Source organism: Candidatus Solirubrobacter pratensis, from assembly GCF_000425945.1.
Classification (GTDB): domain Bacteria; phylum Actinomycetota; class Thermoleophilia; order Solirubrobacterales; family Solirubrobacteraceae; genus Solirubrobacter; species Solirubrobacter pratensis.
The window spans coordinates 214,761-226,951 of the sequence record NZ_AUEK01000013.1 but is presented as its reverse complement, the minus strand read 5'-3'; the positions used below and the strand labels follow the sequence as shown (position 1 = coordinate 226,951).

Genomic DNA, 12,191 nt, shown 5'->3' with positions numbered 1-12,191 from the left:
GGCGAAACTCGCCGGCGCGAGGTCTCGGGGCGAAGCCTCGGGCCGCGCCGTGCGTTTCGGTACGCTTGAGACGATCGTTGCAAGCTATCCGGTCAGGTCGGGTGATGCGAGCATGCAGGTACGTGAGGCGATGACCAAGGTGGTCCTCACGGTCGGGCCGGGGCACACGCTGCGCCGCGCCGCGGAGCAGATGGCGAAGCGCAACGTGGGCGCCGCCGTGGTGCTCGACCCCGACGGCATGGGCCCGGGGATCCTCACGGAGCGCGACATCCTGCACTCGATCGCCCGGGGACAGGACGCGGATTGCGAAGCCGTTGGCGACCACCAGTCCGGCGACCTGATGCTGGCAACGCCCGAATGGTCGCTGGAGCAGGCCGCGGCGGCGATGGTGCGCGGCGGGTTCCGCCACCTCGTCGTGGTCGAGCACGGCGAGCCGAGCGGGATCATCTCGATGCGCGACATCGTGCGCTGCTGGACCGACGACGGCGCGATCTGCGACGTCCCCGTCGTAACGTCGCACGCAGGTTGACGACCCGCCGAGCCCGGCGAGACGGTGGCGCCGCGGTCGGCAACCGGAGGGCGAAACCCGTTTTCAACGCAGGTTGACGACCCGCCGAGCCCGGCGAGACGGTGGCGCCGCGGTCGGCAACCGGAGGGCAAAACCCGTTTTCAACGCAGGTTGACGACCCGCCGGAGCCCGGCGAAGCCGGGCGGCGTCATCCGCGGAACCTGACGACGACGCACAGCGCGTCGTCTGAGCCCTTCGCGTGATCGTCGAAGATCCGCTCGGCGATCGCCTGCGCCGTCCCGCCGCCGTCGAGCGCCGCGGCGAAGCCCGCGTCGACGCCGTCGGTGACCATCACCAGCAGGTCGCCCGGGGTGAGCGCGAGCGTGGACGGGCGCACGCGCGGCACCTGGTGTCCGACGACGCCGCCGAAGACGAGCGCCACGTCGTGGCGGCCGCCCTCGCTGGGATGCCACAGCCGCGCGTCGACGTTGCCGACGCCCGTCCACACGAGCTTCGCGTCGGTCACGTCGAGCCACGCCAGCGTCATCACGGCGCCGCGCGAGCCTTTCAGCACCGTGTGGCAGCGGTCGAGCAGCTCCTGCGGCGGCGCCTCGGCGTGGTCGCAGATCACCTCCGCCGCGAGCGCCGACGCGTCGGCGGCCGGGCCGCCGTGGCCGAGCCCGTCGATCAAGCAGACGAGCCCGCCGCGCCCGGTCGGGGCGAACACGGCGAGATCGCCGGAGCGGTCCTCGCCTTCGAGCGCGGCCCCGGCGATCCCGCGTTCGAGCGCCTCGGGCCAGCCGTCTAGCGGGTCCATTTCACCAGCGTCACGGTGGTCCCGGCGCCGGGCGCCGTCTCGATCTCGAACTCGTCCACCAGCCGGCGCGCGCCCGGGAGCCCCAGCCCGAGCCCGCCCCCCGTGGTGTAGCCGTCCGTCATCGCGCGCTCGACATCGGCGATGCCCGGCCCCTCGTCATGCGCGATCACGCGGATCCCGCGCCGCCCGCGGCCGTCGCGGATCAGCTCCAGCAGCACCTCGCCGCGCTCCGCATAGGCGGTGATGTTGCGCGCCACCTCGGAGATCGCGGTCGCCAACAGCGTCTGATCGGTGCTCGGCATCTCCAGCCCGATCGCAAGCTGGCGCGCACGCTGGCGCGCGGTCACCACGTCGGCGTCGGACTCGATCGCGATCCGCTCCTGGGCCTCACCCACCACTCTCGCCCGGCTCCTTCCGGGCCTGCAGCAGCGCCAATCCCTCCTCGAGATCGAGCGCGGTCTGCACGTCCTCGAAGCTCATCCCGAGCTGGACCATCGCGAAGGCGACCTCCGGCTGGATGCCGACGATCACCGTCTCGGCCCCGCGCAGGCGCGTCATCTGCGCGATCCCGCGCAGCGAGCGAGAGACGAACGAGTCCATCACGTCGAGCGCCGTGACGTCGACGATGATCCCGCGCGAGCGGTTCTTCGTGACCTGCGCCATCACGTCGTCGCGCAGCTGGAGCACGTCGGTGTCGGTCAGCGCCGACTGGATGGACGCGATCAGGAACGGCCCCTGCTTGAGGATCGGGACGGCCAACGCCTACCCCCGGTCGTCGGCGGGCATCTCGACACCGCCGCCGATGACGGTGTAGCCGAGCAGCCGCTCGGCCTCCTCGATGCCGCCCTGGAGGTCGCCGACCGCGTTGACCTTGGAGAGGTCGACGCCGAGCGTGACGAGCGTCTGCGCGATCTCGGGCGAGAGGCCCGTGATGATCACCGACGCGCCCATCAGCCGCGACGCGTCGACGGTCTGGACGAGGTGGTTGGCCACCGTGGAGTCGATCGTCGGCACGCCGGTGATGTCGATCACGACCACGCGCGCGCGGTTGGTGCGGATGCCGCGCAGCAGCTGCTCGGTCAGCTGCCGGGCGCGCTGCCCGTCGAGCACGCCGATGATCGGGAGGATCAGCAGCCGCTCGCGCACCTGGAGGACCGGCGTGGAGAGCTCGCGGATCGCCTCCTGCTGCTGGCGGATGATGCGCTCGCGCTCCTGGACGAAGTTCACGCCCACGGTGTTGGCGATGCGGTTGGCGGCCGGCTCGTAGGCGTCGAGCACCTCGTTGAGGACCTGGAAGTCCGCCTGGTACTTCTCGAACAGCGAGCGCGCGAGCACGTCGCGCAGCAGCAGCACGATGCCGAGCACCTCGTCGGTCTCGACCCCGCGGGGGATGATGCGCTCGGAGAGGTTGCGCGCGTAGTCCTGCAGCGCCTCCACGGAACCGGTCTCCAGCACCTCGACGTAGTTGTCGTAGACCGATGTGGCCTCCGAGAAGATCTCGTCCTGCGTGAGCGCGGTCAGCAGTCGCGCCTCGCCGATCCGGCGGGCCCACTCCTGGCGCAGTTGGGTGCGGTTGTTGCGGAGGTGCGCGACGAGCTCGCGGAGGAGGTCGGCACTCGCGTCCTGGTGGCCGTCCGCCGCCGATGCGGCGGCTTCAGTGGGGTCAGCCATCAGTCTCCTTGGGGTTGTGGGGTGGGGCCGAAGGCGAGGATCGCGACGTCGTCGCGCAGCCGGCCCTCAGAAGCGGTGATCACGGCGCTCTCGATGCGGTCGGCGACGGCGTCCGGCGGCAGCCCGCCGCAGCGCTCGAGCAGGGCGACGAGCTCGCGGTGGCCGAACACCTCGCGCCGGCGGCGGCGGACCTCCGTCACGCCGTCGGTATACAGCACCAGCACGTCGCCCTCGGTCAGCTCGACGGCGACGTCGGTCAACAGCGGCTCGATGTCGGAGCCCAGCAGCGTCCCGAGCCGCCCGACGGGATCGACGCGGCCGTCGCGGTGGACGACCAGCGGCAGCGGGTGCCCGCCGCAGGCGAGCTCGACGCCCAGGTGCCGGCGCCCGACGCGCAGGTGCGCGTAGGCGACGGTGCAGAAGCGCTCGGTCTGCTGGTCGCGCAGGGCGCGGTGCATCGTCGTCAGCACGCCGCTGGGGCGGTGCTCGTAGACGGCGGCGGCGCGCATCGTGTGACGCGCCAGCGCCGTCACCGCGGCGGCGTCCGGGCCCTTGCCCTGGACGTCGCCGATCAGCGCCGTCCAGCCGCCGTCGGAGGACCCGAAGAGGTCGTAGAAGTCGCCGCCGAGCTCGATGCCCTCGCCGGCGGGGTGGAAGCGGACGGCGGCCGAGAGCCCCGGGACGGTCGGGAGCGCGCCCGGGCGCAGCGAGCGCTGGAGCGTGTGGGCGATCGTGCGCTCGCGCTCATAGAGCTGCGCGTTGGAGATCGCGACGGACGCCAGCTGGGCCAGCTGGGTCACGATCGCCTCGTCGCGCGGCGTGAACTCGCGCCCGGCACGGTCGACGACGTCGAGCATCCCGAGCTCGCGCTCGCGCGCCCGCAGCCGCGCGGACAGCCGCGCGGGCGCGGGCTCGCCGGAGTCCACGCGCGGGGGAGAGGTGGCGGTGAGCGGGCGCAGGCGCGGGTCGGGCGCGACGATCCCGACCGTGGCGCGGGAGGCCGCCGTGATCGAGCGCGCGGCGTCGGCGGTGAGCTGCAGGATCTCCTCGACCGTCAGCGAGGAGTTGATCGCCACCGAGGCGTCCGACAGGGCCCGCAGCTGCTCCACGTGCGCGTGCTCGAGGCGCGCGGCCTCCTGCACCTCGAGGTAGCCGCGGTGGACGCTCTCGAACGTGGACAGGCTCTCGCGCAGGAAGTCCGCCGACGCCTGCAGTGTCGCCTCGGACGGCGTGGCGCCCGCGAGGGCAGCGCGCAGCGCTTGGTGGTGCGCCTCGGCGAGATCCAGGATGCTGAGGTGCGCGGCGACCGCTTCGCGGCCGAGATCGTAGGCGGCACCGAGCGCCTGCTCGCCTCGGTTCGACAGATATGCGGCGAATGCGGCGGTGTAGCGCGCGGCCAGGGCCGGCGCTCCGTTCTCCGTGGTTCCCACGTCCAGCGGGAAGCCTAGACCTCGCGCCTAATGCTGGCCGTGATCCAAGGGAAGATCGGCGATGTCCCGCCGAACATCCAGGATCCAGCGAATGGCGGAGAGGAGGAAGATCGCGCCGCCCAAGCCGACGAGCCACCAGCTGAGGGTGAGCGAGACGATCGCCACGGCGAGCGAGGCGGCGTTGACCAGCGGGAGGATGCTGTGCGCCGGCATGTGGACGCGCTCGCCCACGGGCGGCGCGCCGGACTGGGTCTGTAGCGGCTCAGAGCTCATTGGATGTAGAGGTAGGCCGCGAGGAAGGTCAGACCGAACATCAGCACTCCGACGATGGAGGCGATGTAGGCGGTGCGGAGATTGCGGCGGGCGAGACGGCGATCCATACGAGGCGGGAGTCTAGAGGTCGAGAAGGCTGGATGATCGGGGTGGGGCGGAGGGGCTGCACCCTCTATAGACGGGCGTCGAGGACCATCGCCGCGAAGAGCACGGCGAGGTAGGCGAGCGAGAACAGGTACGTGCGCAGCGCGCTCGCGCGGTCCGCGCGGCGCTGCAGGCGGAAGGCGAGGACGATGAACGCGGCGCCGAGGCCGGCGGCGATCACGGCGTAGATCGCGCCGAAGAAGCCGAACACGACGGGCAGCAGCGTCAGGAACGTCAGCAGCAGCGTGTACAGGACGATCTGGCGCCGCGTCTCGGACTCGCCATGGACGACGGGCATCATCGGCACGCCGACGCGGGCGTACTCGTCCTTCATGAGCAGCGACAGCGCCCAGAAGTGCGGCGGCGTCCAGTAGAAGACGATCGCGAACAGATACAGCGCGTTCGGCGCGACCGAGCCGGTGACGGCCGCCCAGCCGACGAGCGGCGGGACGGCGCCCGCGGCGCCGCCGATGACGATGTTCTGCGGCGAGCGGCGCTTGAGCCAGACGGTGTAGACGAGCGCGTACCAGATGAACCCGAGCAGCGCGAGGACGGCCGCGAGCAGGTTCACCGCCGCCCACAGGATGGCGAACGACGCGATCTGCAGCGCGAACGCGTAGATCAGCGCCGCACGCGGGGAGATGCGCCCGGACGGCACGGGGCGGCCGGACGTCCGCCCCATCGCCGCGTCGATGTCGCGGTCGTACCAGTGGTTGAACGCGCCGGCGCCGCCGGCCGAGAGGAAGCCGCCGAGGACCGTCACGGCGACGAGCGCGACCGACGGGTCGCCCGCCACGTACATCGTCGTGATCGTGGTCAGGAGCAGCAGCAGCTGCACCTTCGGCTTGGTCAGCGTGACGTAGTCCGACAGGACCTGCCCAAGCGGCGCCGGAACGGCTTGGGACGTCGTCACGCGTGAGGCCTCCACAGCCGCTACCTCTTGACGAACAACGGCTGTCCGGAGCGGTAGCGCTGCTCGGTGCCCGTCCGCTGCTCGATCTCGCGCCGGATGTCCTTCATCGGCTCGACCGAGCGCACGCGCGGCACCGCGTCGAAGTTGTTCTCCGGCGGCGGCGAGGGCGTGAACCACTCGAGCGTGTTGGCCTTCCACGGGTCGGGGCCCGCGATCGCGCCCTTCTTGAACGCCCAGGCGATGTTGCCGATCGTGAGCAGGACGCCGAGGGCGATCGTGAACGCGCCGACGGTGGAGATGAAGTTGTACGCCGTCCAGCTCGTGTCGGAGTACTCATAGATGCGCCGCGGCATGCCCGAGAGGCCTGCCGAGTGCTGGATCAGGAACGTCAGGTGGAAGCCGATGAACGTCAGCCAGAAGCCGACCTTGCCCATCCGCTCGCTGAGCATCCGGCCCGTCATCTTCGGGAACCAGTAGTAGAGCGCGGCGAGCATCGCGAAGGCGGAGGCGCCGAACGCCGTGTAGTGGAAGTGCGCCACCACGAAGTAGGTGTCCGTCAGCTGCCAGTCGATGGGGAACACGGCCAGGAAGATGCCCGTGATGCCGCCCATCGTGAAGGTGAAGATGCCGCCGACGCAGTACATCAGCGGCACCGTCCACTCGACCGTGCCGCGCCACAGCGTGGCGATCCAGTTGAAGATCTTCACGCCCGTCGGCACGGCGATGATGAAGCTCGAGAGCATGAAGAACGCGAGCACGACGGTCGACATCGGCGTAGCGAACATGTGGTGCGCCCACACGAGCAGGCCGAGGAAGGCGATGCCCGCGGTGGCCGCGGCGATCGCCTTGTAGCCGAAGATCGGCTTGCGCGCGAAGACCGGCAGCACCTCGGAGAAGACCCCGAAGGCAGGCAACACGAGGATGTAGACCTCTGGGTGCCCGAAGAACCAGAACAAGTGCTGCCACAAGAGCGCCGACCCGCCCTGCTTGGGGTCGAAGAACGCGGTGCCGAAGTTGCGGTCCAGCAGCAGCATCGTGACCGTGGCGGCCAGCGACGTCAGCGCCAGGATGATCAGGTACGCGTAGATCAGGATCGTCCACACGAACAGCGGCATGCGGCCCCAGCCCATGCCGGGCGCGCGCATGTTGTGGATCGTGGCGATGAAGTTGATCGCGCCCAGGATCGACGACAGGCCGGTGAGGTGGATCATGTAGATCCATGCCTCCTGGCCGTTGGTGCCGGAGTACTGCTTCAGCGAGAGCGGCACGTACGAGAACCAGCCGGCCTCGGGCGGCGAGAAGAACACCGACGCGTAGAGCGCCAGGCCGCCGAACAGGTACATCCAGTAGGACCACGCGTTCACGCGCGGGAACGCGACGTCGCGCGCTCCGATCATCAGCGGGACCAGGTAGTTCGCGAACCCTGCCCAGACCGGCACGATGACGAGGAAGATCATCGTCGTCCCGTGCATCGTGAGCACCTGGTTGTACTTCTCAGGCGTCAGGAGCGTGTTGTCCGGGACGGCGAGCTGCGTGCGGATCAGCAGCGCCTCGACGCCGCCGAGCACGAAGAAGACCATGACCGTGCCCAGGTACATCAGGCCGATCTTCTTGTGGTCGGTCGTGGTGAACCACGAGGTCCAGCCGAGCTTCTGCGGCTCGACCTCGTGGGCGATGATCTCAGGCCGCGCCCGCGTCGCGATCGTGCTGGGCGGCGGAGTTTGTGTCGTAGCTGCCAAGGGAGGTCCTTACTGCGCGCCGGTCTGGCTGTTCGCTTCCTGCTGGGCCTGCAGCGCCTTCTGCTGCTTGGCGACGGCTGTGTGCGCCGCCTGGAGCTCCTGCGCCTTGCGGTCGACCCACGTGTTGAAGTCGTCCGGGCTGAGGCCGATCACGCGGGCGAGCATGTTCGCGTGGTTGCGGCCGCAGAGCTCTGCGCACTGCCCGGTGTAGATGACGGCCTTGAAGCCCTGGAAGGTGCCCTTGCCGGGGCCTTTGTCGAGGTTCTCAGGCGGGATCTGGAACCAGGACTTGTTGTGGTAGCCCGGGATGGCGTCCATCTTGCCGCCCAGCTTGGGAATCCACCATGAGTGCGCGACGTCGTCTGACGTGATGTCGAGCAGCACGGTCATCCCGACAGGGACCACCATGTCCGCGTAGGAGCGGACGCCCTTCTGGGCCTGCGGGTACTGGTAGGCCCAGACGTACTGCTGCCCGTCGACGCGCATGCGCAGGACCGGGCCCTTGGGGGCCGACTGATCGGTCGAGGCGACGAGCTCGCCGTCGACCATCGCGATCTGGGGGCCGCCGGTCGTCACCGAGGGCTTCGGGTCCTTGATCGCCGCGAGCTTGATGAACGTGAAGGCGGTGATGAAGATCAGGATCGCCGCGGCGCCGACCGTCCAGCCGATCTCCAGCGGCGTGTTGCCGTGGATCTGCGCGGCCACGCGCCCCTTGCGGGCGCGGTATCTGATCATCGAGTAGAGCAGCAGGCCTTCGACGCCGATGAAGATGATCAGCGCGAGGATGAAGATCATGATGTACAGCGTGTGAATGCTGTCCGCGTTCGGCGACCCGCCGGACTCTGGGAACAGCAGGCCGGCGTGTGCGGCAGGCGCGGCGAAGAGCGCTCCGGCGATGGCGGCGCAGAGCGCCAGCAGCAGGGAACGGCGTGAACTCAGACCAAGCACGGGCCCGGCAGTATATGGACGGACCGGACGCCCACGCGCCGTGGTCGGGCGCCTGACCGCGGGGCTCAACGCCCCGAGAAGCGCGCCGGGCGCTTGCCCACGAAGGCCGCGACGCCCTCCACGAAGTCGCCCGAAGCGGCCAGTTCGTGCTGGATCGTGGCCTCGAGCTCGAGCTGCTCGCGCATCCGCTGGTACAGCCACGAGTTGAGCTGGCGCTTGGTCCCGGCGTAGGAGCGCGTGGGGCCCGCGGCGAGCCGGTCGGCGAGCGCGCCGGCCTCGGCGAGCAGGGCGTCGTCGGCCACGACGCGGTTGATCATTCCCCACTCCAGCGCCTTGGGGGCGGGGATCCGCTCGCCCAGCATCGCCATCTCGGCGGCGCGCGCGAAGCCCACCCGGGCCGCGATCAGGAACGAGCTGCCGCCGTCCGGTACGAGCCCGATGTTCACGAACGCCAGCAGGAAGTAGGACGACTCGGCGGCGAGCACCAGGTCGCAGGCGAGCGCGAGCGAGCACCCGATGCCGGCGGCCGGGCCGTTGACGGCGGCGAGCACCGGCTTGGGCATCTCGCGGATCCCGGTGATGATCGGGTGATACCGCTCGCGCAGCGCCGCACCGACGTCCGGGAAGCCCTCCGGCGTCGGGTCGAAGCCCGCCTTGAGGTCCGCCCCGGAGGAGAACGCCCGGCCCGCACCGGTGATCGTGACGGCGCGGATCGCGTCGTCGGCGGCGCACTCCTCGACGGCGCCGCGCAGGGCCTCGCCCAGCTCACGGTCCCATGCGTTCATGGCCTGCGGGCGGTTCAGCTCGATGGTGGCGACGGCGCCGCGACGGTGCAGGGAGACGGTCATGGACGTGGATTCTGTCCAGAACCGGGGTAGGTTCGTCTGCGATGCCAGACGAGCGAAGACCGCGGATCGGCGTCTGCGCGGCCCTCGAGCGGGCGCGCTGGACCGTCTGGGACCGCGAGGCCTTGCTGCTGTCGCGGGCCTACATCGACGCGGTGCAGGGTGCCGGAGCGGTGGCGCTGATGATCCCGCCCGACGGGTGGGTCGAGCAGCATCCCGCCGACGTGCTCGACGGGCTCGACGCCCTGATGCTGGCCGGCGGCGCCGACATCGACCCCGGCTCCTACGGCGAGCGCCGCCATCACTGCACCACCAATACGCGGCCGGAGCGCGACCGCGCGGAGATCGCGCTGGCGCTGGAGGCGCTGGAGCGCGACATACCGGTGCTCGGGATCTGCCGCGGGATGCAGCTGCTCAACGTCGCGCGCGGCGGGACCCTGGTGCAGCACCTGCCCGACGACGTCGGCCACGGCGACCACCGGCGGGCGCTGGGCTCCTTCGACGACGCCGATCACGACGTGCGGCTCGAGCCGGGCTCGCTGGCCGCGCACGCGTGCGGCGAGCTGCTCCACCAGACCAAGTCGCATCACCACCAGGCCGTCGACGCGCTCGGGGAAGGCGTCGTGGCCAGCGGCTGGAGCACGCTCGACGGCCTCGTGGAGGCGATCGAGCTGCCCGAGGCGCGCTGGGCGCTCGGCGTCCAGTGGCACCCGGAGGTCGACCCGCGCTCGCGCGTGGTGAAGACCTTCGCGGGCGAGGCGGCGGACACGCTGATCGGCGCCTAAGCGCCCGTCCCCCAGGGGGCCGCCGGAGCGCGGTGGCACGCCGCGAGCGCCCGCCGGCGTCGTCGCGCCGCGCGGGTCGCTATTCTCGCGGCCCCCGTGCGCCGTTCGACCGCCATCCGCGCGGCCGCCTCCACGGTGCTCGCCGCCGGCCTGGCCGCGCCGCTTCTCCGCCGCCGCCTGAAGCTCAAGCCGCAGGTGGTGATCGCCGCCGCAGCCGCCACCCCGTTCGCCGTGACCGCCGTCGTCCCGCGCTCGCGCAAGCGCGACGTCGCGGTGTGCGCGCTGCAGATGTGGGCCTATCTGGCGACCTACCAGATGCCCAACGACGACCCCGAGGCGCTGCGGCGGCGCGTCCGCGTCGAGTACCCGGTCCGCTTCGACCGCTTCATCGGCGCCGGCACGACGCCGACGATGCGCCTGCAACGCGCGTTCGGCACGCCGGGCCGCTTCGCCCGCTGGGAGAAGCTGCTCGTGTGGTCACACTGGCTGTGGTTCGCGTTCCCCCACGGCACCGTCGCCTACGTCCTGCTCCGGCGCCGCGAGGGCTTCGGCCGCGCCGCCGCCCAGGTCTACGCGACCTTCGACCTCGGCGTGATCGGCTACTGGGCGATCCCCACGGCGCCGCCGTGGTACGCGGCCGAGCAGGGTCTGATGGAGGACGGCCGGACGCCCGAGCTGCGCCGCATGATGGTCGAATACGGTGAGCAGTTCTGGAAGTCCGGGTGGGCTCCTCTGTACGGTTTCCTGGGGGGCAACCCTTTGGCCGCCATGCCTTCGCTGCACTTCGCAACGTCCGTGACGGCCGCGCACGTCCTCAGCGACACCGGAAGGGTCGCGGGAGTGCTCGGCTGGAGCTACGCCGCCACGCTCGGCCTAGCGCTCGTCTACCTGGGCGAGCACTACGTCATGGACCTGGCGGCGGGGCTCGCACTGGCCGAGACGGTGCGCCGGGGGACGCCGGTGACCGCGCCGTTCGCGAGGCGCCTCTCGCGCGCCGTACAGGCGATCGAGGCACAGGCGCACGTATGAGCGACGCTCCGGTCGAGACGGCCAGCCCGCCCTCGCCGGACGCCCTGGAGGAGGACGACCATGGGCTCGACTTCAGCGGCCGCACTGTCCTGACGCTGTGCGGCTTCCTCGCGGCTGCGCTCGCGGCGCTGTACTTCCTGCTTCCCAAGCTGGCAGGCCTGCACGACACGTGGAGGCGGATCGAGGACGGCTCGCCGTGGTGGATGGCCGCCGCGCTCGCGTTCACGATCGGCATGTTCGCCGGCTACGGCGCGATGTTCCGCGGTGTCTTCAAGGACGACCGGATCGGCTGGCGCGCGAGCTTCCAGATCACGCTGGCGGGCCTGGCCGCGTCGCGGATCTTCGCCGCCGGCGGCGCCGGCGGCCTCGTGCTGCAGGCCTGGGCGCTGCGCCAGGCCGGGCTCACGCGCCGCGTCGTGGCCGACAAGACGATCTCGTTCCTCGTGCTCACCTACGCGCCGTACGCGTTCGCGGTGATCGTCTGCGGCTTCGGGCTGCGCTTGGGGGTGTTCCCCGGAGAGGCGCCGCTCTCGATGACGCTGGTGCCGGCGATCATCGCGCTCGTGATGGTCGCGCTCACGCTCGCGGTGGTGCTCGTCCCGCCCGACCTGCACCACCGCCTCCCGACGGGCCGGCTCACGCGCAAGCTCGCGCACGTCCCCGCCTCCAGCTCGGCGGGCGTGCGCGACGCCCTCCGCCACCTGCGCTCGCGCGACCCGGCGCTGCTCGGGGCGACCCTCTACTGGGCGTTCCAGCTCGCCGTCGTCTGGGCCGCGTTCCACGCGTTCGGCGACCCGCCGCCGCTCGCGGTGCTGATCCAGGGCTTCTTCGTCGGCATGCTCGGCAACCTGCTGCCGATCCCGGGCGGCGTCGGGGGCGTGGAGGGCGGCATGATCGGCGCCTATGCGGCGTTCGGCGTGGATGCCGGCCTGGCCGTCGTCGCCGTGCTCGTGTTCCGCGCGTTCACCTTCTGGCTACCACTGATCCCAGGAGTGATCGCGTTCTTCCGGCTCCGCGGCACGGTGGACCGATGGCGCCGGGAACGCGGCGCTACTATACAAAGTAAAGCGTAACGCCCACAGGCGGAGA

The 12,191-nt window shown here is 71.0% G+C and carries 14 protein-coding genes; 4 read left to right on the top strand and 10 right to left on the bottom strand.

Annotated features, from left to right (window positions below; translation table 11 throughout):
• The first annotated feature begins 112 nt into the window (after positions 1-112).
• Positions 113-529, top strand: a complete 417-nt coding sequence (locus tag H958_RS0120740) for a CBS domain-containing protein (protein ID WP_028060048.1) — start codon at positions 113-115, stop codon at positions 527-529.
• Between the two features lie 187 nt (positions 530-716).
• Here the strand turns inward: H958_RS0120740 and H958_RS0120735 are convergent, their stop codons facing one another.
• The 10 genes from H958_RS0120735 to H958_RS0120685 all read right to left on the bottom strand — a co-directional run bounded on the left by H958_RS0120735 (position 717) and on the right by H958_RS0120685 (position 9,291).
• Positions 717-1,325 (bottom strand): SpoIIE family protein phosphatase, encoded by a 609-nt coding sequence (locus H958_RS0120735; protein WP_028060047.1) that lies wholly within the window; start codon positions 1,323-1,325, stop codon positions 717-719.
• Entirely contained in the window at positions 1,313-1,720 is a 408-nt protein-coding gene (locus H958_RS0120730; protein WP_028060046.1) for an ATP-binding protein, read from the bottom strand. The genes H958_RS0120735 and H958_RS0120730 overlap by 13 nt, the downstream gene beginning before the upstream one ends.
• On the bottom strand, positions 1,713-2,084 hold the full coding sequence (locus tag H958_RS0120725) for an STAS domain-containing protein (protein ID WP_028060045.1): 372 nt from the start codon (positions 2,082-2,084) through the stop codon (positions 1,713-1,715). Before H958_RS0120725 ends, H958_RS0120730 begins: the two co-directional genes overlap by 8 nt.
• A 3-nt stretch (positions 2,085-2,087) precedes the next feature.
• Positions 2,088-2,996 (bottom strand): STAS domain-containing protein, encoded by a 909-nt coding sequence (locus H958_RS39175; protein WP_051324593.1) that lies wholly within the window; start codon positions 2,994-2,996, stop codon positions 2,088-2,090.
• Entirely contained in the window at positions 2,996-4,426 is a 1,431-nt protein-coding gene (locus tag H958_RS43815) for a PP2C family protein-serine/threonine phosphatase (RefSeq protein ID WP_051324592.1), read from the bottom strand. The genes H958_RS39175 and H958_RS43815 overlap by 1 nt, the downstream gene beginning before the upstream one ends.
• 27 nt (positions 4,427-4,453) lie before the next feature.
• The gene (gene ctaF, locus H958_RS0120710) at positions 4,454-4,699 is read right to left on the bottom strand and encodes an aa3-type cytochrome oxidase subunit IV (protein ID WP_028060044.1); all 246 of its coding nucleotides are present in this window, start codon (positions 4,697-4,699) and stop codon (positions 4,454-4,456) included.
• Positions 4,700-4,871: 172 nt separating this feature from the next.
• Entirely contained in the window at positions 4,872-5,771 is a 900-nt protein-coding gene (locus H958_RS39165) for a heme o synthase (RefSeq protein ID WP_037410910.1), read from the bottom strand.
• 5 nt (positions 5,772-5,776) lie between these two features.
• Positions 5,777-7,495: a cytochrome c oxidase subunit I gene (gene ctaD / locus H958_RS39160; protein ID WP_231379327.1), complete on the bottom strand. Its 1,719-nt coding sequence runs from the start codon at positions 7,493-7,495 to the stop codon at positions 5,777-5,779.
• A 9-nt stretch (positions 7,496-7,504) separates the two neighbouring features.
• Positions 7,505-8,443, bottom strand: a complete 939-nt coding sequence (gene coxB / locus H958_RS39155) for a cytochrome c oxidase subunit II (protein WP_051324591.1) — start codon at positions 8,441-8,443, stop codon at positions 7,505-7,507.
• Positions 8,444-8,508: 65 nt separating this feature from the next.
• Entirely contained in the window at positions 8,509-9,291 is a 783-nt protein-coding gene (locus H958_RS0120685) for an enoyl-CoA hydratase-related protein (protein ID WP_028060043.1), read from the bottom strand.
• A gap of 41 nt (positions 9,292-9,332) precedes the next feature.
• Between H958_RS0120685 and H958_RS0120680 the strand changes: the two genes are divergently transcribed.
• The 3 genes from H958_RS0120680 to H958_RS0120670 all read left to right on the top strand — a co-directional run bounded on the left by H958_RS0120680 (position 9,333) and on the right by H958_RS0120670 (position 12,175).
• On the top strand, positions 9,333-10,073 hold the full coding sequence (locus H958_RS0120680) for a gamma-glutamyl-gamma-aminobutyrate hydrolase family protein (RefSeq protein WP_028060042.1): 741 nt from the start codon (positions 9,333-9,335) through the stop codon (positions 10,071-10,073).
• Positions 10,074-10,169: 96 nt separating this feature from the next.
• Positions 10,170-11,102, top strand: coding sequence for a phosphatase PAP2 family protein (locus H958_RS0120675; protein ID WP_231379326.1), 933 nt, complete (start codon positions 10,170-10,172; stop codon positions 11,100-11,102).
• Positions 11,099-12,175 carry a lysylphosphatidylglycerol synthase transmembrane domain-containing protein gene (locus H958_RS0120670; protein ID WP_028060040.1) on the top strand — a complete coding sequence of 359 codons (1,077 nt, stop codon included), beginning with the start codon at positions 11,099-11,101 and terminating at the stop codon, positions 12,173-12,175. Before H958_RS0120675 ends, H958_RS0120670 begins: the two co-directional genes overlap by 4 nt.
• Positions 12,176-12,191: the final 16 nt, after the last annotated feature.